The sequence below is a fragment of the Streptomyces sp. NPDC060028 genome (assembly GCF_042736725.1).
Taxonomy (GTDB): Bacteria; Actinomycetota; Actinomycetes; order Streptomycetales; family Streptomycetaceae; genus Streptomyces.
On record NZ_JBHWVJ010000091.1, the window covers coordinates 1 to 21191 of the forward strand.

Annotated in this window: 17 protein-coding genes and 2 pseudogenes; 5 read left to right on the plus strand and 14 right to left on the minus strand. The window is 71.4% G+C overall.

Going from position 1 to position 21191, the window contains the following annotated elements:
- Window positions 1-51 precede the first annotated feature (51 nt).
- Complete coding sequence (locus ACFWBF_RS31385; RefSeq protein ID WP_385607848.1) at window positions 52-831, minus strand: NAD(P)H-dependent oxidoreductase; 780 nt, start codon at window positions 829-831, stop codon at window positions 52-54.
- Between the two features lie 138 nt (window positions 832-969).
- Between ACFWBF_RS31385 and ACFWBF_RS31390 the strand changes: the two genes are divergently transcribed.
- A complete protein-coding gene (locus ACFWBF_RS31390) occupies window positions 970-1818 on the plus strand; it encodes a helix-turn-helix transcriptional regulator (protein ID WP_385607850.1) in 849 nt (282 codons plus the stop codon).
- Window positions 1819-2083: 265 nt separating this feature from the next.
- Here ACFWBF_RS31390 and ACFWBF_RS31395 read toward each other — a convergent pair whose 3' ends face one another.
- Window positions 2084-2620, minus strand: coding sequence for a hypothetical protein (locus tag ACFWBF_RS31395; RefSeq protein WP_385607852.1), 537 nt, complete (start codon window positions 2618-2620; stop codon window positions 2084-2086).
- A 496-nt stretch (window positions 2621-3116) separates the two neighbouring features.
- On the opposite strand from ACFWBF_RS31395, the gene ACFWBF_RS31400 reads away from it, so the two are divergent.
- Window positions 3117-4034: a hypothetical protein gene (locus tag ACFWBF_RS31400; RefSeq protein ID WP_385607853.1), complete on the plus strand. Its 918-nt coding sequence runs from the start codon at window positions 3117-3119 to the stop codon at window positions 4032-4034.
- A gap of 155 nt (window positions 4035-4189) precedes the next feature.
- Here the strand turns inward: ACFWBF_RS31400 and ACFWBF_RS31405 are convergent, their stop codons facing one another.
- The 4 genes and pseudogenes from ACFWBF_RS31405 to ACFWBF_RS31420 form a co-directional block, all read right to left on the minus strand.
- A complete protein-coding gene (locus ACFWBF_RS31405; RefSeq protein WP_385607855.1) occupies window positions 4190-5170 on the minus strand; it encodes a hypothetical protein in 981 nt (326 codons plus the stop codon).
- Between the two features lie 191 nt (window positions 5171-5361).
- The gene (locus tag ACFWBF_RS31410) at window positions 5362-7491 is read right to left on the minus strand and encodes a SpoIIE family protein phosphatase (RefSeq protein ID WP_385607856.1); all 2130 of its coding nucleotides are present in this window, start codon (window positions 7489-7491) and stop codon (window positions 5362-5364) included.
- 4 nt (window positions 7492-7495) lie between these two features.
- Entirely contained in the window at window positions 7496-7786 is a 291-nt protein-coding gene (locus tag ACFWBF_RS31415; protein ID WP_385607858.1) for a hypothetical protein, read from the minus strand.
- Window positions 7787-7936: 150 nt separating this feature from the next.
- Window positions 7937-8389, minus strand: a pseudogene (locus ACFWBF_RS31420) (LysR substrate-binding domain-containing protein); the annotation flags it as partial.
- Here ACFWBF_RS31420 and ACFWBF_RS31425 point away from each other — a divergent pair.
- Both ACFWBF_RS31425 and ACFWBF_RS31430 read left to right on the plus strand, forming a co-directional pair.
- Window positions 8377-9051 carry a DUF4232 domain-containing protein gene (locus ACFWBF_RS31425; RefSeq protein WP_385607860.1) on the plus strand — a complete coding sequence of 225 codons (675 nt, stop codon included), beginning with the start codon at window positions 8377-8379 and terminating at the stop codon, window positions 9049-9051. The pseudogene ACFWBF_RS31420 and the gene ACFWBF_RS31425 overlap by 13 nt on opposite strands.
- 135 nt (window positions 9052-9186) lie before the next feature.
- Entirely contained in the window at window positions 9187-9720 is a 534-nt protein-coding gene (locus ACFWBF_RS31430) for a hypothetical protein (RefSeq protein WP_385607862.1), read from the plus strand.
- Window positions 9721-9800: 80 nt separating this feature from the next.
- Here ACFWBF_RS31430 and ACFWBF_RS31435 read toward each other — a convergent pair whose 3' ends face one another.
- The 6 genes and pseudogenes from ACFWBF_RS31435 to galT all read right to left on the minus strand — a co-directional run bounded on the left by ACFWBF_RS31435 (window position 9801) and on the right by galT (window position 17438).
- Window positions 9801-11411 carry an alpha/beta fold hydrolase gene (locus ACFWBF_RS31435; protein WP_385607864.1) on the minus strand — a complete coding sequence of 537 codons (1611 nt, stop codon included), beginning with the start codon at window positions 11409-11411 and terminating at the stop codon, window positions 9801-9803.
- A gap of 385 nt (window positions 11412-11796) precedes the next feature.
- Window positions 11797-12567, minus strand: a pseudogene (locus ACFWBF_RS31440) (IclR family transcriptional regulator C-terminal domain-containing protein); the annotation flags it as partial.
- Between the two features lie 863 nt (window positions 12568-13430).
- Complete coding sequence (locus tag ACFWBF_RS31445) at window positions 13431-14009, minus strand: RNA polymerase sigma factor (protein ID WP_385607866.1); 579 nt, start codon at window positions 14007-14009, stop codon at window positions 13431-13433.
- 432 nt (window positions 14010-14441) lie between these two features.
- Complete coding sequence (locus ACFWBF_RS31450; protein WP_385607868.1) at window positions 14442-14900, minus strand: hypothetical protein; 459 nt, start codon at window positions 14898-14900, stop codon at window positions 14442-14444.
- Between the two features lie 292 nt (window positions 14901-15192).
- Window positions 15193-16392 (minus strand): galactokinase, encoded by a 1200-nt coding sequence (gene galK / locus ACFWBF_RS31455; protein ID WP_385607869.1) that lies wholly within the window; start codon window positions 16390-16392, stop codon window positions 15193-15195.
- Window positions 16389-17438: a galactose-1-phosphate uridylyltransferase gene (gene galT, locus ACFWBF_RS31460; RefSeq protein WP_385607871.1), complete on the minus strand. Its 1050-nt coding sequence runs from the start codon at window positions 17436-17438 to the stop codon at window positions 16389-16391. The genes galK and galT overlap by 4 nt, the downstream gene beginning before the upstream one ends.
- A gap of 129 nt (window positions 17439-17567) precedes the next feature.
- Between galT and ACFWBF_RS31465 the strand changes: the two genes are divergently transcribed.
- A complete protein-coding gene (locus ACFWBF_RS31465; RefSeq protein WP_385607873.1) occupies window positions 17568-18377 on the plus strand; it encodes a DeoR/GlpR family DNA-binding transcription regulator in 810 nt (269 codons plus the stop codon).
- Between the two features lie 19 nt (window positions 18378-18396).
- On the opposite strand, the gene ACFWBF_RS31470 is transcribed toward ACFWBF_RS31465, so the two are convergent.
- Both ACFWBF_RS31470 and ACFWBF_RS31475 read right to left on the minus strand, forming a co-directional pair.
- The gene (locus ACFWBF_RS31470; RefSeq protein WP_385607874.1) at window positions 18397-19413 is read right to left on the minus strand and encodes a LacI family DNA-binding transcriptional regulator; all 1017 of its coding nucleotides are present in this window, start codon (window positions 19411-19413) and stop codon (window positions 18397-18399) included.
- Window positions 19410-21191 carry a glycoside hydrolase family 36 protein gene (locus ACFWBF_RS31475; protein ID WP_385607876.1) on the minus strand — a complete coding sequence of 594 codons (1782 nt, stop codon included), beginning with the start codon at window positions 21189-21191 and terminating at the stop codon, window positions 19410-19412. Before ACFWBF_RS31475 ends, ACFWBF_RS31470 begins: the two co-directional genes overlap by 4 nt.

A 21191-nucleotide genomic window follows, 5' to 3' on the forward strand; every position in this document is an offset into this window, starting at 1 on the left:
ACCGCCGCAGCCCTCACCATCTGGCTCCGCTCATGATCGGCCGGACAAGTCCTAGCCGCGCACGTGCAGCCCGAAACCTGAGCGGGCCGCGGGCTCCAGTCCCTCCTTCAGGTGCAGCGAGGGGATCTCGTAGTCACCGAAGTTCTGCCGCCGGAACGCGATCGGTTCGGTCGACTCCAGGGTGAGCAGCCGCTGCTCCCAGGCCTTGGCGACGTCCGGGTAGTCCTCGGCCGTCATCCGGTCGGTGCCGTACAGCACGAACGGCGGCAGCACCTCGATGCCCGGGTAGTAGAGGATGCCGTGGTGGATCGGGAACAGCAGATCGTCGATGGGGCCGTTGATCCCGCGCGCGGCGTAGTGCGACTCCGGGCCGCCGGCGGTCACCGACAGCAGGGCCTTCCTGCCCGCGAGGGTGCCTTCGCCGAAGCGCTCGCCGTACTTGGTGGCGCTGTGCTCGCCGACGCCGTACGCGAAGTGGTAGGTGAACACCCGGTCCACCCAGCCTTTGAGGATCGCGGGCATCGTGTACCACCACAGCGGGAACTGGAAGATGATCGTGTCGGCCCACAACAGCTTCTCCTGCTCGGCGCGCACGTCCGGGGTGAGCGTCCCGGCGTCGAAGGCCCGGCCCGAGTCCAGGGCGACCTTCAGCGGAGTTGAGGCGTCGGGGCCGTAGTCCGCGGCGTCGACGACCGCCTTCCAGTTCATCGCGTACAGATCGCTCACCCGTACCTCGTGCCCGGCGGTCTCCAATGTGGACACCGCGAGGTCCTTCAGCGAACTGTTGAGCGACTTCGGCTCCGGGTGGGCGTAGACGATCAGCGTCTTCATGGGAACTCCTTCGGATCAGGTGCCTCCGATTCTGGGCGCCGCGGCGCCCGGCATTCAGGGGCGCCTCTTCCATCGGACGGGACTTCCTGGTACTGGCAGGACCACCTTCGCGGGCACCACCGAGGCCATACTGGGGGGATGGACGATCTTGCGGGCTTCCTGCGGACCCGGCGTTCCCGGGTCGACCCGGCCGCCGTCGGCATCCCCACCGACAGCCGCCGCCGGGTCGAAGGGCTGCGCCGCGAAGAGGTCGCGCACCTGTCCGGAGTCAGCGTCGACTACTACGTACGCCTGGAGCAGGGCCGCGCGACCCAGCCCTCCGAGCAGGTCCTCGACGCGCTCGCCCGCGTCCTCGGCCTCGACGACACCGAACGCGGGCACCTCTACCGGCTCGCCCGGCAGCGCCGCCGCCGTGCGAAGGCGCCGGGCGGGCGGGTCCGGCCGGAGCTGCTGCGCGTCCTCGACCTGGTCGCCGACGCACCCGCGATGATCATGGACCACCGCCTGGACGTGCTCGCCGGGAACCGCCTCGCCGGGCTCCTCTTCGGCCGGCCGATGCCGGGCCTGAACATCGCCCGGCACATCTTCCTCGAGGAGACCGAGCGCGGCCTTTACGCGGACTGGGAGAACTGCACCCTTGACGTGGTCGGGCACCTGCGCCTGGCCGCCGGCCAATACCCCGAGGACCCCCGTCTGGCCTCGCTCATCGGCGAGCTGGCGATGGGCAGCGAGCGCTTCCGTCGCCTCTGGGCGCGCGCGGACGTGCGCGCCCGCACACATGGATGCAAGGCGTTTTGGCACCCGCTGGTCGGACTGCTGGAACTGCACCAGGAGAACTTCGCGCTGTCGGACGCATCAGGCATGGAGCTGCTGGTGCTGTCCGCGGCCCCCGGCAGCCCGGCCGAGGACGGGCTGCGCCTGCTCGCGGGCCTGGGCGCGGACGGCGGTGACGCGCATCCCGCGGTGAACGCTCAGGTCCGTGAGTAACTCAAGGCCCAGACCCGCTCACCCAGTACACGGTCGGACGAGTGGTGTTCGTAGCCCAGCGGGGCGAGGATCGGGAGGCAGGGCGTAGCCGTCGTAGCCGCCGGGCATGGCCGCGTGCACCTCCCTCCCGGTCAGCGGCGGCCGCATTCGGGACTCCGCCGTCAGGGCGTGGTGGTGCTCCACGGCTTCCCCAGCCACTGCGAGTTCTACCGCTCCGGCCGCGACCTGTTCGGCGAAGTCGATTGCTCGCCAAGAATGCGGCAGATCAGTCTTCGTCCGAACGGGACAGGGCTTCGGTGATCAGGCGGCTGGCGAAATCGGGGTCTTCGGTGATGCGGTTGATGTGCTCCGCGAGCAGGAAGGCGGTGGCTTCCAGGGGATTCATCTCCTCCTCGGTCCAGTCTCCGTACTGTTTGCGCCACAGGTTGGGGCTCAGCCCGGTGCCTGCAGCGATGACCAGGCCGGCCATGGTGGGGATGGCCTGGGGGCGAACGCTCTTGGGCATCCTGCGCAGCGTGGCCACGAGGTTGGGCACCACGTACTCGATGACGTCCTTGTCGTGTTCCTCATGAGCCTTCCGCAGCCACGTCATGAACATGAAGATGAGCGTGCACGCCCCGTCCAGCACGTCATCGACTCCCCTGGGGCCCAGCGAGGCGGTGAACTGGGCGACGAGCGCCTGTTGTTCCGGGTCGGCCCCGGTCCTGCCGTCGTGGATGCCCTTGAGCCGAGAGTCGATCATCATGAGCGCCGCACCCACATCGCCGACGGGAGCATGTTGGGGGTCGCAGGGCGATGACACGTAGTTCCTCCTGGTGAGCCGGTGAGCCGGTGAGCCGGTGAGGCGTGGGGACGGCAGCCCCTGGCTTCTTGTGTAGCCGGAGGCCAGGGGAGCTGTGGCCAGATCACCGGGGATTGGCGGCAATGAGCTGCGCTGGCCAGATTCGGTAGGTCCACGCGTTCGAGACGCGTGGCGGGTCAGCTCCAGGGTGCGGCCACGGTCCGTCAAGCGGCGGAACATGGCCCGGCGTTAACGGATCGAAGCGGTGCCCACCTTCCGCCTTCCGCCTTCCGCCCGCGGGCTCGACACAGAACTGCGGCCAGGTGGCGCGGCCGGCAGTCGCCGCCGATCAGCCCGTCGTCGACCAGCCAGGGAAGGGCCGGAAAGGGCCGTGTCGGCTGAGCTGCTCATGGGGAGATACGAGCGGTCCGGCAACTGAACGTAGTCAGGGAGTCACGTGCGGTGGAATCGGGCGTCCGTTGCGGCGCTGGGAGAACTGAGAGAAGTACGCAAGCAGTTGGAACGCCTGGACGATCCGACGGTGGGTCTGCGCGCGTTGCACGGCGAACTCGCGCAGATCCGCGTGGAGATCCAGGAGGTCGTCCAGAACGGTGTCACCGAGCTGCGCGGGGAGAACCGGGAGCTGCGCCGCCGTCAGGACAAGATGATCACCGACCTGCACGAGGGCCGGGAGGAAGTGCGGGAGGAAATAAGGCAGCTGCTCGAGCTCACCGGCATCCTGCGCGGCCTCGCCACAGTCACAGCACCGGCTGCCGTCCCGCAGCAGCCGCCGCCCGAGGCCGGGGCGGTCGCCCGTGCAGGCCAGGACGGCGAAGCGGACATCACCGAACCGTCCACGCGGCAGACAGCGCTCGACCGTGAAGACCAGGGGGAGAACATGGAGCACACCGAAGGGCAGGATCCGCGGAAGGCGACCGGGAGCGAGGCGGCGGAGGCCGACCTGAAGAACGCCATCGAGGCCGCGTACCGCGGCACGGCCACCAGGCCCGTGCCCGGGCCCACTGCCGCCGGACGGACGGCCGAACTCCAGCCCGAGGACCCGAAGGTCACGCACGGCGTCCTGCTGCTGAAGGCGGCCGGCGTGGCCTCGGCCGAGCTGGTCCTGCACCGCGACACCTGGGAGTTCGTCTCCGCCCTCGGCGTCAACCACGGCCACTTCCGTACCCCGCCCGCCGTAAAGGACGTCACGGAGGGCCGCATCCAGGCCGCCCTCTCGGGGCGCTCGCTCATCGCCGTCCTGATCGAGCTCTGGAACACGCGCACCACCGCCACCGTCCTGGGAGCCGACTGGGCTCTGGCCACCACGGCCTACCACCGGATTGCGGCGGAGCTCGCCGGCGCAGCCGGCTCCGGGGAAACCATCCGCATCACCTTGGACGACGGACTCGGCCAGGCCGGGATCGCCGAGGACTGAGGCACCCGCGGGGAGGTCCGCGCCCGTCGGGCCCGGCTGACCTGACAGACCGCCGGCCCGTACGGGTCCCGGGAGGTCTTGCAGACGGGATCGGCGGGTGGACGGCCACGCTCGCGGTCAGCGCCTCCTGGGCGGTCCTCGGAGCGCGGGAGGTGTCAGCGTCGCAGAGCCGTACGGAGCGTGAGTCCGTGGTGGCGCCGCAGCCGGTACAACTCCCAACAGGACAGGGCCGTCACCGTGACGGGGGCGCCGAGGATGAAGACCACCCGGGCGCCCGTCGGGACCTGGCCGTAGGCCCCGGTGATCACGTCCAGGAGTGCCATCTCCCACACCAGCACGCCGGCGAGGATCGGCGGCAGCACTTCGTGGATGTCGGCGGTGCGGAAGACGTGCACCAGCGACAGTCCGATGCCGTAGAGGGCGAAGCCGATCGACCAGAAGCACACCACGACGATGACGATCTTCCCGGGCAGCCCCACGGCGTCCCGCAGACCCTGCAACTCCGGGGCCATGGCGAGGGCGGCGGTGCCCATGGACACCATGATGGCCAACACCGACCCGAGCGGGCGCAGGGCCCGACGCAGGTACACCCGGCGCAGCCCGTCCCGCGCGGCTGCCACGAAGGCGCCGACCACCACGGGGAAGGTACAGACGAGCACCAGGACGCTGGACCAGCTCTGGTCGAGGCGTTCGCTCGCCACGCCCTCGACGTCGGAGGCGCTCACGACGGCGTTGTAGGTGACCATCAGGCCCACCCAGGCTACGAGTCCCAGCCCGGTCCGCCACAACTGGAGCTTGCTGACCTCCCGGTCGTCGACGATTCCGGGGCGTGAGGGGCGGAAGGTCCGCTGGGCGGCGTACAGGGGGTTGTAGAGGCCGCGCAGGATCTTCCGGGCCCGCGACGGCTCTACGCGCGGGGGCGGAACCGGCGCGTACGGGTATCCCGGCGGCGGACCGGACTGGGCGTACGGGTATCCCGGCGGCGGACCGGACTGGGCGTACGGGTATCCCTGCGGGGGGACCGGTGGAGCGTAGGGGTGTCCCGGCGGCGGGTTCGCGGCGCCGCCCGCCGGGTCGCCGTACCCGCCGCTGCCATAGCCGCCGTTGCCGTACCCGCCGTTGCCGTACCCGCTCATGCCACGCACCCCCGATGTCCTGCCCGGTCGAACCAAGGCATCTTAAGGTCCTGTCCACCGCGGGGCCGTTCCGAACCCGTGCGGAGCGGTGCGCGGGAGGCCTCCTCGGCATCCGAACTCCACCCCCCCCCTGGGCAACGGCATCGCGGTGCCGGGTGCCGGGGCAGGCCGGCGGAAGCCACTGCGCGGCTTCACTCTCCGCGAGTGGCCTGGATGAGGAGGAGTGCGATGTCGTCGTGGCGCGGCGCGGATGCCGTGGCGTATTCGACGAGCGCGTCGGCGACATCGTCCATCGTCCGGCCTTCGAGGTGTGCGAGGTGGCGGGCGAGGTCGGCTGTGGTGTCGCCGATGTCCAGGCCGGGGACTTCGACGAGTCCGTCGGTGTACAGGGCGAGCATGCTGCCGGGGGGCAGAGGGATTTCGGTGGTCGGATAGCTGGCGTCGGCGTCGATGCCCAGCAACAGGCCAGGGGTCACGTGGAGGACTTCGGTGGATCCGTCGGCGTGGCGCAGGATCGGCGGAGGGTGTCCGGCGGTGGCGAGCTGCGCGCGGTGCTGTGCGAGGTCGATGTGGGCGATCAGGCAGCTGGTGAACAGCCCCGGGTCGAGGTCGACCAGGAGGCGGTTGGTGCGGGCGAGGACCTCGCCGGGGGGTGTGCCGGCGGTGGCGTGGGCGTGGACGGCGGTGCGGACCTGGCCCATGAGGGCGGCCGCGGTGATGCTGTGGCCCTGGACGTCGCCGATCGCGACGGTGACCGTGGTGTCGTCGCGGCGGATGAGGTCGTAGAAGTCGCCTCCGATCTCCATGCCGCGCCCGGCGGGACGGTAGCGGGCGGCCACGTCCAGGCCCTGGACGTGAGGAAGGGTGTGCGGGAGCAGGACCGCTTGCAGGGTGTGGGCGAGCTCGTGCTTGGTGTCGTAGAGGCGGGCGCGGTCCAGTGCCTGGGCGACGAGGCCCGCCAGTGAGGTCAGTACGGCGCGTTCGGCCGGGGTGAAGGGGTGGGGCTGGTCGTAGGCGAGGACGAGGGAGCCGACGACCCGGTCGGAGGCGATCAGCGGCAGGAAGGCCCAGGACGCCATGTTGTCCTGATGGACGGCCGAGGGGAACGCGCGCGCCAGCTCCGCGAAGCTCGCGAAGAAGGTGGGCACACCGGTGCTGAGGACCCGGGCCGTCGGCGTGGCGGCGGTCAGCGACTGGGCATCGAAACGGTCCATCAGCTCTGCGGTGTATCCGCGGTGGCCGATGATCCGGAGCCGGCCTTCTTCTGCTGTCAGCAGGGCCAAGGCCTGGGGGCCGAATGCGGGCACGATCTGGTCCGCGACGAGATCGACGACCTCTTTCACCCCGACGGCCTCGGTGAGGGCGGCAGCCAGGTGCATCAGATGGTAGAGGGAGGTCACGCCGCCCAGCTCCGCGGACGGCGGCGGATGCCGGCGTGCGTCTGGCGTCTCGGGGGCGGCGGCTGTCGGAGTGATGTGGACGCTGATACCGGAAGCGTCGGGGTACAGCTGGAAGGTCAGCCATTTGGCCGGTGGACGCAGCGCCGTGAAAGACGTGGGCTGGCGGCTGATCACCGCCGCCCGGTAATTCTCCTCGAAGACGGGATCGCGCATCCACCGCAGCACCTCCCAGGGCCGGGCACCCCGCAGGACCGTGGCGTCGGCCCCGACGAGCTCGGTCGCGGCGGAGTTGATGTACGTGATGCGGCCGTCCAGGTCCATGGCGCAGCAGCCCACCGGCAGGCGCTCGGCGAAGTTGACCACGGCCAGCGCCTCGTCGCGTCCGGGGGCGCGGGAGCTGGGCGGGGGCAGCACCCGCGGCGTGTCCACCGCCGGCGCCGGATGCCCGCTGTCGGCGGCCTGCCGCAGCAGCCCGGCCGCCGTGCGGCAGAAGGCGTCAACCGCCGCCAGATCGCCCGGGCTCAGTTCGGGCGGGCGCCAGATGGGCCAGAGCAGCACGAGGCCGCCCGACGCGGTGGTTCCGTTCATGATCGGGGCGGCGGCGAGCATGAAGTCATAGGGCAGCACGAGCCCGAGCCGGGGATAGCGTTGCGCGACCTCCTCCCGGCCGCGCAACCACACCAGGCGCCCCTCCCGTATGGCGTCCGCGACCGGGATCGATGCGCCGAGGTCGATCCGCGCCCACGGAGCAGTGATCTGCCCGGGGACTCCCGACACCACCGCCAGGTGCAGGACCCGCTCTCCGGGCGGAAGCAGATAGAGCAGAGCCACGGAAGCCTCGGTGACCCGGACCACCTCGGCCACGGCGGCGTCGAGCGGCTCCAGGCCGGGTCCTGCCGGGGAGGCGGCCGGCGGCTGCATGCCCTCACCGCCCTTGGGCAGCGGTCGGGGAGGTGCGCATGCGCCCGAAGCGGCTCCGGGCCGCCTCCGCGCTGATGTCCAGGCCGCGGGCCCGGCCGGCACGGGTCCGCGCCCGGTCCGCACCGCTGCGGCCGGCCCGGGCGAGGACGGGCGCGGGTGTGGGCTGTGCCTGCCGCTGCAGGGCCTGAAACTGCGGCATCAGGTCCGCGCCGGCCGGCACCCCCGCCCGCCGCCCGGCCGCCCCCGCGTGCTCGGGCGTCCGGGCGTCGCAGCACTCACACAGGCCGGCACCCATACGGCGACCATAGGCCCGCTGTACGGTGACGGCACCCCGACCATGGACAGGCGCGAGACCCCTCTGCCTGGGCGGCGCGGAGCCAGACGAGCGGCGTGCCCCCCTCCGGTGGGGCGGCACGGCACCGCCGGTTCCGTAGAGAACATCCGGTCAAAGACGTGTTGCCACGCGGATCAGGTCGGCGACCGCGCGAAGTCGGCTCTGCGACGGCCAGGCGATCACCGTTGTCACGGGCGGAGCATCCAGGACCGTCACGGCGGCGAGATCCCGGCGCAGGTCGGTGCCGGCCGACTCGGGCAGGATCACGGTGGTACGGCCGAGCGCGATGAGCTGGAAGAGCTGTGTCAGGTTCCGTACCTCTGCCCCCGGCCCTTACGGGTAGCTGCCGCCAGGGCCGGGCCAGCGAGCCATCGGGAGTTCCGGCAACGCGGTGACCTCGGCCACCCGGATCTGAGAGCGTCCGGCAAGTGGGTGGGAGGTGGGCAGGATCGCCACCTGTCCCTCGATGTACAGGGTTTCGGTGTCGAGTCCGACCGTCGAATCGAATGGCAAGTGCAGCAGAGCCACGTCGGCTTGCCCGTCCTGCAGCAATGTCTGTTGCTGATGGGCCGCGTGACCGCCGCAGCGCGGTTTTCCGCAGGACCACCCATGCCCGGACTCTCGGCGCCCTTGGCCTCGCCGCCGCCGCGCTCTTGGCCGCCACGGCCTGCGAGCCGAGCGACGACAAGGCCGGCGCCGCCGCGCCGACCGTCCCCCCGGCCTCCGCGTCCTCACCGGCGCCGGGCCGTCCGGGCGAGGCCGAGGGCGACCCCACGGGCATCGACGGCAACTGCCCCGACGACTACACCGACGTCAAGGTGGAGTGGGCCGTGCCACCCACGAAGGACGACTCGAAGCTCCTGCTGACCGTCACCAACATCAGCACCAAACCGTGCAAGCTGCGGACCTGTCCGGTACTCCGTCTGGAGGACGGCCACGGCCGGCTCGTGGGGGTCTTCGAGAACTCCAAACCGCAGACGGAGGTGACCCTCGCCCCCGGCAAGCAGGCGCACGCGGGACTGCTCCTGCGCCAGAGCAACAACGACGTCAGCACCCTGGTGAAGAACATGGCGCTCGCGCCGCACGGTCAGAGCCCCGACCACGACACGGGCGAGGGTGTGCTCCTGCAGATGCCGAAGGGCGGCGTGCACGTGGACGACAAGGCCCGCGTGACGTACTGGAACAGCAGCTCCGAAGCCGCCGTGTCGCCGCTGTTCCCCCACTGACAGGTCCGGCAGGTCGCCCGTCGGCTGCCGCCTCCGGGCACGCCCTGCTGCGGCGGAGCACCGCCATGCAGTGACACCACCCTGGCGACGTGGTAAACGTAATTCCGCAGGCCCTGGCTTCGGGCGGGCGTTAGGTTGGCCAGCGTGAACTTGCCGGGGTCGAGCTATCGGTATGTGGGACCGCCTGATCTGCGGGCTCTTGTCCGGCCGGAGGCTGAGGGTCGGAGCATCCGCTCGGCGACGGACTTCGACGACTGGGCTTCGGCTCTGACGGAAGCTGACCTGGCCGAACCGTTCACGTTCGTCATCGACTCGGCAGGTGTACTGCGGCTCGCGCCGCGCCGGAGCGAGCACGTGGTGTGTGCCGGCGGTGGCCCCGTTCTGAGTGCCGGAGAGATGAGCTTCCGCAAGGAGCCCGGGCGGTGGGTGGTCGGTGAGGTGAGTAACCAGTCGACCGGATACTGCCCGGATGTCAGCTCGTGGCCGGCCGTCGCGAAGGCTCTGGACGCGGCCGGGATCGAGCGCCCTTGGGGCTTCACTCACGAGGTGGTGTTCCGACGCTGTCCCGCCTGCGGTGAGCTCAACATCGTTCGGGAGGAGCACTTCGTGTGTGTTTTCTGTGACGAGGAACTGCCGCGGGAATGGAACGTGGACGGGGCTGCACGTTAGGGCACGGCCCGCTCGCCGCGCCGGTGCCCGGCGGGAAGCACCGTACTGGACGGCAGGTTGCAATCGTTTACGGACAGCCCTCACCCAGCCTGTTTGACGCAGGTCTGGTCCTTCGTCGGCAGTTTGCCGGTGGCCAGGTACCTGTTGACCTCGTTGTCCACGCACGTGTTGCCGTAGCGCCCGAAGAGGGCGTGTCGGTTGGCGCCCTCAAGGGTGACCAGCCTGGAGCTCGGCAGCAGGCTGTGCAGTTCGACGCTGCCCTTGTACGTGGTGCGCGGGTCGCCGGTGGCGGCCACGATCAGCGCCGAGACGTCGCGCCGTACCTGGGTGGGCTCCTCGCGCGGCCGGTCCCAGAAGGCGCAGGGGCCGATGTTGTTGGTCAGTGGGCCGAACAGCGGGTGCGCGGCCCGGTTGCGCTCGATGTCACGCCAGTAGAGCTGGGGATCGTGCGGGGCGGCCACGTCCCCGCAGATGATCGCGAGCTGCACGCCGGAGGGCTCGGCCCCGCCGTGGAGCATGTATCGAAGCGTCGCGGCGAACCTCGGTGACAGCGTGGTCGGCGCCGCTCCCTCTGCGGCCATGTGCAGTACGGAAAGCTGCTCGCCGAGGAATGCCCGCGTCGGGTCGGCGTCGTCCCCGATGCCCGTGAAGAGGAGAACCGGTACCTGGCTGTCGTCGATCCGGAAGGCATCGGCGCCGACACCGACGGTCAGCGGGCTGCGCGCGGACGCCGCCACCACGCGGTCCACGGTGGCGAGCACCTCCGCACGGGTGCGGCCGAGGCCGTAGGTGTCGTGGCGCTCCGCCGCCCAGGCGGCCCAGTCGGAGAGCGCCTTCTCGTTCTCGCGCTCGGAACCCTTCAAGAGCCGGGGGCGGTAGTCGCCAGGGTTGATCGCCCCGTCGAGCACCACCCGGTCGTAGCGGCCGGGGAACATTTGCGTGTAGACCGTGCCCAAGTAGGTGCCGTACGAGTAGCCCAGGTAGGAAATCTTCCGCTCGCCGAGCGCGCCGCGGATGACGTCCATGTCACGGGCCGTGTTGCGGGTACTGATGTGCGGGAGCACCGAGGCGCCGGCTGCACGGCACTTGTCGGCCAGGCTCTTCTGCAGGGTGACCTGGCGGTCGAAGGCCGCCCGGCTGGTTCCGGCCGAGAACCAGGCCACCCCGACGGGCCAGCCGCAGTCCAGTGGGGTGCTGCGGCCGACGAAGCGCGGGTCGAAGCCGATGATGTCGTAGCGCGCCCCGACGTCCTTCATCGCCTTGCGGACGTCCGGCGGTGACTCGACCGAGGGTCCGCCCGGGCCGCCGTTGTTCAGCAGGATCGAGCCGATGCGGTGGCGGGTGTCGGTCGCCTTGAGGCGGGACATCGCCACCGTGGTCGTGCGCCCCGCGGGGTCGGCGTAGTCCAGCGGCACGGTCAGGTCCGCGCACTGCACGCCGGCCTTGTCCAGATCGCGGCCCGCAGTGTCGGCGGGGCCCTTGACGCAGCTGCCCCAGCCGAGGTGCTGCCGGTAGTACCGGTCGAGCCCGGCCGCGGAGCCGTCCCTGGCGGGGGCCTGGGCGGTTGCGGCCAGGGCGGGGGAAGTGGTGAGGCAGGCGGCGAGGACGAGGCTCACGGCGAAGGCGCGGCGAGCGGCGGGGCCGGGGATGCTCACGGATCTCCTCGGGCGGCCGGGTACGTGTGATCGCATGCCCCGAGGCTAGGAACCGGCCCTGGTACGGCACATCGCCTGCGTGGCCGAGGCCCCTGGTCCCGCCCACCTCTCCCGCCGGGACTCTCGCCCCGGTCGGCCCTCCTCCTCGGGGAGGAGGCCTGGCGCCGTGATCCCGCAGCCGCCGGTCAGGCTGCTCCGACGGCGGAAAGCAGCGGACGGGCCTACCGCGCTGTACGCGGTAGGCCCGTCCGTAGCGGCGACGGAAACCGTCACCGTCGAGTGGTGGTCAGGCGGTTGAGGTCAGGATGCTGCTCCCTGGTTCGCCGGCGCCGGCCTGCGGTGTCCAATGCGGTTGTGCTGCGCTGCCCTCTTCGAGAGCGGTCTCTTCTTCCCTTCGTGGTGTGCTGTGGGCGCTGCCGGAGACGATGAGAGCGAGCAGGACCGCGGCGGCTTCGCTTTGCAGGATCCGGGCGGCCTGCCTCAGGCGGCGCGGGTCCGTGGCGGGGATGGACAGGGCCACGCACTCGGGGTTCGGGCCTGCGGTGATCGGGACCGCCGCGCACACCGTACCCAGTGCGTACTCCTGCATGTCGAGCAGCGGGGCGTTCGCCTGTCGTGTGTCGAGTTGGTGGAAGAGGGCCTGCGGGTTCGTGAGGGTGCGGGAGGTGAACCGGACGGGCTTGTGGCGGGACAGGTGGTCCATTCGGCCGTCGTAGTCGAGCTGTGTCAGCAGCGCCTTGCCAACCGCCGAGGCGTGTGCGGCGGCACGGAAGTCCACCCACTCCTCCACCACCGGCGCGGCAGGGCCATCGGCGTACTGGCTGATGGAAACCTCGCCGTCGGCATAGCGGGCGACGTACACGGCGGCGCCGACCGCATCCCGGACCCAGGCGAGGGTCTCCCGCAGACGCCCCCGCCCGTCCTCGTCGACTGATCCGGTCAGCAGCAGGGCCGCGCCGGCGACATACGCGTCGGGTGCGATGGCGGTGGCCAGGTTCGCCCGGATCAGCTGTTCCATGGTCCGGGCCAGGATCAGTTGGGGCAGCTGGGTTTCGCGGGCGATCTGCGTCAGGCTCACGCCGCCCGAGTAGCGATTGACGGCCTCGAGGACCCGGAGCGCCTGGTGGACGGATTCCAGCGCGGCCGGTGCTGGACGGCGCCCTTCCGGAGAGGTTCGGGCGGCGTGTGCCAGCTGTGGCTGTTTCAGTGCGTCAAGCGTCCATACGTTCGCCTCGTCCGCCAGGTGCAGCGGGTTGAGGCGTGCGTGCTGGGCGATGGCCACCGCGATCTGCGGGCCGGGGAGCGGGATCTCGCCTAAGTCCGGATCCTCGGACCAGAGCCACGCCGTAACGGCGCGTCGCAGTCGTGCGGGCAGCCGGTACGGGGGCCGCCCCGCCCGTCCCGGCCCGGTGGTGAGGACGGTGAGGTCCTGGGTGGTGATGGGTGGGGACGTCCAGATGACCGACGCGCTCAGTGCCGCCTCGAGGCCTGCCGGGATCTGCGGCAGGGGCGGCAGGTGTTCATCCGCGGACAGTGTCTTGGCCTGGCGCATCCAGTGGCGGGCCGTGGCGACTTCGGCGCGAGCGAGGTGGTGGAGGTACAGGCACTGGGCCGCGGTCTGCGAGCCGGCCCCGGCCGCGTACTGGAACCAGAACTGTGCACCCTCCATCCGGTCGGCCAGGTGCAGGAGGCAGGCGAACAGCAGGGCCGAGTCCACCCCGTGGGGCCATGAGTCGGCGTCCAGGGCGAGCTCGGCGAAGGCCCTGCTTTCCACCAGGGACCACGCCATGTCGTCCAGGCCCCGCGCCGCCCGCACATGGCAGGCGGCGTCCAGTACGAGGTCGTCCGACGCCACCGGCCCCGCCGCCGGCGTGGCGCCGCCGCCGGTGGTCCCGGTCGCCGAGCGGGCACGGTCCGCGGCGATCCGGCGGGCGATCCGACGCCGGGCCGCGCCCTCGTCGTAGCCGGCGTACTCCTCCACCAGTACCAGCGCCTCCTCCAGTGCTGCGTCCAACTCCTTCCACATCACGCCGTCGCGGTCCCGAGTCACATCGCTCACTGGTCCTTCTCCTCTCCAGGCGCCCAGGCCACCCCGAGTTTCTGGGACAGGGTTCGACGTGCTCCTCGGATGTGCGATCGGACCGTGGCGGGGGAAATCCCCATCATCCGGGCGACCGTGTCGTAGTCGTAGCCCAGCAGGAACGCCAGCAGCACCACGTCGTAATGCCGCTCGGACAGGCCCGCGATCGCCGCGTACAGGCCGAGTTTGGACTCCAGCAACTCCATCCGCTCTCTGGAAGAGCGACGTAATGCAGCGAACCAAGCTGTCTCCACCATGGCCCTCGGCCGGCCCAAGACCGTCAGCCGCCGCTCGACATGCTCACGCAACACCGCCCACGCGAAGCCGTGGAGGCTCGCCTCCTTCAAAGCCTGACGCCACACCTTCAACAAGAAGGTGAACACGTCATCGACAACATCCTCGGCATCCTGACGCGAACCCAACTGAAGGTGCGCATAGCGCAGATAGGCGCGGTGCTGCTGAGAATGGAAAGCGGTGAACTCCACCGGCAGGACACCGGCCAGCACGCTGGAGACCACCTTGTCCCCCGAGGGGTCGAACTCGCCTTCGCTCACACACTCCCCCACAGCTGCTCATCACCACCCGGACAAGCGGCTGACACCTCACGGTGGCGGGGTACGCGGACGGCACGGCGGCGGCCGGCCGAGAGCTCAGGCGCCCCCGGCCGAACCCCCGCGCCCAGCAGGCGCCGCACCACCCTGGTCACGTCACCGGCGACCACACCGACCACAGTGGCGATTATCAGGACGAGGGCGACCATCTCAACAACATTCACGTCGATGCGAAACCTTCCGGTGAAGTGAACGGAACGGGCCTGCCTGCCCCCGGTCCGGCAGCCACGGAGCATCAAGTGCTCCCAGGCACCACCCCATCGGAAAAGACGCCCGATCGTGCACGCCGGTCCCCAGAAATTTTCTGGAAAGGTCGCATTCGCTTCGCTTCACGCCCCTACACACCCGCGCACGCCCCTCACGCAGGGCCTTCGGTCAGGGGGTCGGGGCCGCGTCCACTTCTCTGTGCATACCCGCGCAAAGCGCCCAGACGATGAAGAGGTTGACGGCGACCAGCACCATGGCCCACAAGGGGTAGTACGGCACCCACAGGAAATTGGCGATCGCGCCCAGCCCGGCAACGGTGACACCGAAGAAGCGCGCCCACAGGGCGCCGCTGATCACGGCGCAGCCGGCGAAGATGAGGAGGATGCCCAGAATGACGTGTACCCAGCCCCAGCCCGCCAGGCTGAATTCGAACACGTAGTGGCGCGTCGCGAGGAACAGGTCGTCCTTGGCGACGGCCGCGATCCCTTCGAGGAGCGCCATCGCCCCACCGAAGATCATGAAGGCAGCTGCCAGGACGGTGGTACCGGATGTGGGCGCGTGCCAGGGACTCGGGTGTGCGTTGCTTTCGCGGGGTCTGCTGGCGTCACTGGCCATTTCGATCTCCATGGGTTGCAGAGCCGGCCTGGCATGCCGAGACCGGCGGGATCCCCCGTCTCAGCGTGTCACGGCAGCCATCCATCGGCATTCCGGCTTACGAGGCTCACGACCCCCGAGGATGATTCCGGCGCCGTGGAGATCACGACTGAGCCCGGGGAGGTGATCTTTACCTATGGCGTGGCGTGCCTGTGGGGCCCATGGTCTCCCGGTGCTGCGCCGTCCGTCTCGGGCGCGGCGGGCGCCATACGCACAGCCCGCCGCATCCCTGTTCCGGACGCACTTTTGTGTCCCGCTCGCCCGGCTACCGCGTCCCGAGTGGGGGCGCGAGGCGGTGGGCGCCCGCGGCCGGGGTGACGCAGAGGATGCGCGGGGGGCGGTGGCCGGCGGCGCCGAAGGCGGTCGTGACGGATACGCCCACCGCGTCCTCCTGTCCGGCTTCCACCAGTGCGATGACGGAACCTCCGAATCCGCCGCCCGTCATACGGGCTCCGAGCGCCCCGGCGCCCAGCGCGGCGGTCACGGCGAGGTCGGTCTCCGGGCAGGAGACGCGGTAGTCGTCACGGAGCGAAGCGTGGCCGGCGGTGAGGATCGGGCCGAGGGCCGCGACATCGCCCTCCCGCAGGCGGGAGACCGCCTCGGCGACCCGGGCGTTCTCGGTCACCACATGGCGTACCAGGGGCGCGAGTTCCGCCGGCAGGATCCGCAGGGCCCGCGCCAGTTCCCCGGGGGGCAGATCGCGCAGGGCGGGCAGGCCGAGCAGGGCGGCCGCGCGTTCGCAGCCCGCGCGCAGGGCGGCGTACGCCCCGTCGCCGAGGTCGTGGGAGACCCGGGTGTCGATCACCAGCAGTCGGAGCCCCTGGCCCTGGAGGTCGAAGGGCACCTGCCGGTGGTCCTGCGGGCTGCGGGCGTCGAGATGGAGGGCGGCCCCGGCGGTGCAGCAGACGGAGGCCATCTGGTCCATGATTCCGCAGGGGACGCCGGCGAAGGCGTTCTCCGCACGCTGGGCGATCCGGGCCAGTTCGGGCCCGGGCAGGCGCAGTCCGTACAGATCGTCGTACGCGACGGCGACCGCGCACTCCAGCGCGGCGGACGAGGAGAGGCCGGCGCCGGTGGGCACGGTGCTGTCGAAGTGGAGATCGGCGCCCCCGACCGGGTGTCCCGCCTCGGCGAGTGCCCAGACCACGCCCGCCGGGTAGGCGGCCCAGCCCGTCACGGCGTCGGGGTCCAGCGCGGCCACCGCCAGGTCGGTGATCCGGCCGTCGCCCTGCGCGCTGTGCAGCCGCAGCCGGCCGTCCGTACGGGCGCGCGCGGCGAGCAGGGTGGTGTGCGGGAGGGCCATCGGCAGGGCGAACCCGTCGTTGTAGTCGGTGTGTTCGCCGATCAGGTTGACCCGGCCCGGCGCCGCCCACATCCCGTCCGGGGGGCCGCCGAAGAGCCTTCGGAAGGTGTCCGCGGCCCGCTCCGCCCGGCTGTCTTCGTCCCATTCGAGCGTCTGGTTCACGACCGGGCCTCCCGCAGTTGCAGCGCGGCCGCCTCGGGGGCCACGTCGTTCATGAAGGCTTCCATCCCGGACTCCGTCCCCGCGAGGAACTTGAGCTTGTCCGGGGTCCGGCGGACGGTGAACAGCTCCAGGTGCAGGGCCAGTTCCGCGCCCTGGGTACGGGGCGCCTGGTGCCAGGCCGAGATGTACGGTGCGGGGACCGCCCGCTCCGGGTCCCCGGCCAGGGGGAACAGCCGGTCGAAGCGGCGCAGCAGGTCCAGGTAGATGCCCGGGAACTCGGCCCGCTCCGCCTCGGTGAGGCAGGTCAGGTCGGGGACGCGGCGGTGCGGGTAAAGGTGCACCTCGTACGGCCAGCGGGCGGCGTAGGGCACGAAGGCGGTCCAGTGCTCCCCCGCCGTCACCACGCGCTCGGTGGCGGCGCGGGCGTCCGCCAGCAGGTCCTCGAAGAGGTTGCGTCCGGTGGCGGCGCGGTGGGCGGCCGCTGCGGCGGTCATCTTGACGGTGCGCGGGGTGGCGTGGGAGAAGGCGTAGATCTGACCGTGCGGGTGGGCGAGCGTCACCCCGATCTCGGGCCCGCGGTTCTCGAAGCAGTACACCTGCTCCACGCCGGGGAGCGCGGAGAGCTCCGCGGTGCGGTCGGTCCATGCGTCGAGGACCAGGCGGGCCGCGGCCGGGGTGAGGTCGGCGAACCGGGCCTCGTGCTCCGGGGTGAAGCACACGACCTCGCAGCGTCCGGCCGTGCCGGCGAGCGAGGGGAAGCGATTCTCGAAGACCGCCACCTCGTAGTCGTCGGCGGGGATTTCGCTGAGCCGGCCGTCCCTGGAGGGGCAGAGCGGGCAGGCGCCGACGGGCGGCCGGTAGGTGCGGTCCTGCCGGTGGGAGGCGATGGTGATCCAGTCGCCGGTCGCCTCGTCCCGCCGCAGTTCCGGCCGGCTGCGTACGCGGTCCAGCGGGCGCAGGTCCGGCGCGTCGCGCACGGCGTTCTCGTCGCTGTCGAAGTAGATCAGTTCACGGCCGTCCGCGAGTTTCGCGAGTGTCTTCTTCACCCACCAAGAATAAACAACTTCAAACATGATCCGCTAGACTGAAGCCTGATTTTCCTCATGATTCAACAACATGCCCGTGCTATCTTGCTGCCTTCCGACCGGATCCGCCGATACCCGGGAGAGTGACCCGTGGCCGAGCAGGCTGCCCAACTGGCCCACCAGCGACGCGCGATCATCCTGGACGCGGTCCGGCGCGACGGCGCGGTACGCGTGGCGGACCTGGTCGGTCAGCTCGGTGTCTCGGACATGACCATCCGCCGGGACCTGGACGCCCTCGCCCGGCGCGGCGCCGTGGAGAAGGTCTACGGCGGGGCCGTCGCCCCGGCCGGGGCCAGCGGGCACGAGCCCGGATTCGACGCGAAGTCCGATCTTGAGGGCGACGCCAAGGCCGCCATCGCGGACACGGCCGCGGCCCTGGTGGAACCCGGCAGCGTGGTCGCGATCTCCGGTGGCACCACCGCGCACGCGGTCGCCGCCCGGCTCCTCGGCGTCCCGCGGCTCACGATCGTCACGAACTCCCTCCCGGTGGCGGAACTGGTACGGGCCGCCGGCCGGGACCCGGGAGCCGGGGCCCCCACCCTGCTGCTCACCGGCGGCTCCCCCACCCCCTCGGCGGCGCTGGTCGGCCCGCTCGCCGACCTCGCGATCGCCTCCATCCACGTGGACCTGCTCGTCCTCGGTGCCCACGGGGTGGCCCCGGAGGCCGGGCTGACCACCCCCAACCTCATGGAGGCCCAGACCAACCGGGCACTGGTCGCCTCGGCGCGGCGGGTCGCCGTCGTGGCCGACCACACCAAGTGGGGAGTGGTCGGGCTCAGTGGCTTCGCCGCGCTCGATCAGGCCGACTGGTTCGTGACCGACGCCGGCATGCCCGCCCCCGCCCGCGCCGCCCTCAGGGACGCGGTGGGCGAACTCCTCGTCGCAGGCGAGGAGCACTGAGCCCGGGCGGGCAGCCTGATCAGGCTCCGGCGCCGACTGCTCCCCCGGGAGCCGGCCCGGTCGTCGCCCGAATGACCAGTTCGGGGTCGAACAGCAGCTCCCCCGTCGGTACGTCGCGGTTGCTGACCAGCGCCAGCACGCTGCGGCCGACCTCCAGCGCCAGCCGGTCGGCCGGCTGGCGCACCGTGGTCAGCGGCGGATCCGTGAACTCGGTGATGGCCGCACCGTCGTAACCCACCACCGAGACGTCACCGGGCACCGAGCGGCCCTGGCGGCGGACGCCCCGGATCGCTCCGAGGGCCATGTAGTCGCTGGCCGCGACGATCGCGGTGGCGCCCAGGGCGAGGAGCGGGCCGACGGCGGCCTGGCCGCCCTCCACCGTGTACGACTGCCGTACCACCCAGCGCTCGGGGTCCTCGATGCCGCGCTTGGCCATGGCCTCCAGGAAGCCCCGTACCCGGCGGTCGGCGGGCTGGTTGCCGGCCGGTCCCGAGGCCATCCCGATCCTCCGGTGGCCCAGCCGGTGGAGGTGGTCGACGGCCAGCTCGGCGGCGAGCGCGTCGTCCGTGGAGAAGACCGGGGTGGGCACCCCGTCCGCGAACTCGCCGTTGATCCCGACATACGGGACCCGTCGCTGGCGCAGCAGTTCGTACGTCTCGGTGTCGGCGCCCTCGACCGTGTTGGACGCGGAGAGGAAGACGACGGCCGCGACACCCTTGTCGACGAGCGCGGAAATGAAGTCCCGCTCCTGCACTCCGCCGGGGAAGGCGGGGCACAGGACCGTCTTCAGTCCGTGCGGGGCAAGGGCCGACTCGATGCGCTCGGCCACATCGGCGAAGAACGGGTTGGAGACGAACTCGGTGATCACGGCCACCAGTTGGCCCTGTGTCTGCCGTTCGTAGCCGAGCTCCGCCATGGCCTGTTCGACCGCGTCCCGGGTCTTCTTCGACACGCCCTGGCGTCGGTTGATCACCCGGCTGACGGTCGCCTCGCTGACCTGGGCGAGAGCTGCGACCTCGGTGATCCCGACCTTCATCGCGGTCCTTCCGTGATCATGAGCGATGCCAGACCGCCGCGCGGCACGGCCAGCGAGTGCGGCCCCTCCGGCAGATACGTAGGCGGACCGTCCATGATACGGCCGTCGGGCCCGTGGACCACGCCGTGGATCCGGCCCCCGCCACCCTGCACCTCGACCATGAGCCGGTCCCGGTCCGAGCCGTTGACCAGGTGGAAGCGCCGGTACGCGGAGAAGTCCAGCGGGACGACCCGGTCGCCGTGCACGCTCAGCAGGCAGTGCTCCCCGGCGCTCGTCCGCACCAGCGGGTACAGCTCGTCGGGCCGGCCCGGCTCGACCTCCCCGTCCAGCAGCAGCTCACGGAGCAGCCGCCACTGCCGCAGCCAGAAGCCGACCGTCTCCCGGTGCTCCGCCGGTACGCGGTCCAGCCGTACGGAGATCTGCGGCACCGCGTGCAGGGCCCCGATCAACTGCCGGGCCACCGCGGCCACGGGCGCGTCGGGCGACCACAGGAGCATGTCGGAATGGACGGCGCCGCCCACGGCGAGGAGCGCGGTGTCCAGGGTGCGGACCCGGTTCGCGGTGGCGTCAGCCGGGCAGTCGAAGGAGCGCAGCATGTTGCCGAACGGAGCCATGCCGGGTCCCGTGTAGGGCTGGCGCAGCTCCAGCAGCAGGCCGGGGCGTACGGATTCCAGGGCCGCCCGCAGTTGCGACAGCAGGTCCACCATCGCCTGACCGACGTCGCCCGCGCCGTCGTCCGCGTACACCATGGCCTGGTCGAGGAAGTCGAGCTTGAGTCCGTCCAGTCCGTACGCCCGGACCAGCCGGACGCAGAGCCCGACCACGTGGTCCCGTACCTCGGGGCGGCGCGGGTCGAGCACGTGCGCGCCGGGCACGGTGGAGGCGGCGGGCGCGCAGTGGGCCCACTGGTCGTGGCAGGCGGCTTTGGGGCCGAGCAGCAGCGGCGCCACCCAGGCCAGGTAGCTCAGCCCGTGGGACCGGACCCGGGCCACGTGCCCGGCGAAGTCCGGGAACTTGACCGGGTCGGGCCGCCAGTCGCCGCAGCCCGCGTATCCGCGCCCGTGGCCCAGTTCCTGCCAGCCGTCGTCCAGGATCAGGGCGCCGCAGCCGAGGCCGGCGGCCAGTTCGGCCTGGGTCTCGACGGCGGCGGCGCTGACGTCCTGGTTGAAGGCGTACCAGGTGGAGTAGACGGGGGTGCGGGCGCCCTCGGGTACCGGCATGGGGGTGATCGCGGCGCCGAACCAGGCGCGCAGCGCCCGTGTGGCCACGGCCACGGACGGCGACCGGGGGACGAGCAGGATCCGGTGGGGCTGCCGTGAGGCGGGCAGGCGGAGGTGGACGACGTGCGTGTCGTTCTCCTCGGACACGCCGAAGCGCAGGGTCGCCTCGGGTACCGGGTCGGCCGCGGCGAAGGTCAGCAGGGTGGCCCCGGTGTGGTCGTAGAGACAGCCGGCGGCGTGTCCGTCGACCAGCGAGACCCGGGAGCGGCCCTCCCAGTCCGCGAGGAGGGTACGCTTCCAGGCGCCCTGGGGGTGCCAGTATCCGGCGGCGTCGCCGAGCGGCACGGAGAAGCGGATCTCGACGGGTGCGCCGTCGGCCCGTACTTCCAGCACGCGCAGTCCGCCGGTGAGTTCCCCGAGGGACCAGGCGGGGTGGACGCCGGGGACGTGGGCGAGGACGGCGAGCGAGACCCCGTCGAGCAGCGGCTCGTCGAAGGCGGGCGCCAGCCCCGCGGTGGTCACGGCCTCGGTGTCGTCCGCCGGGGTGGTGGTCTGCAC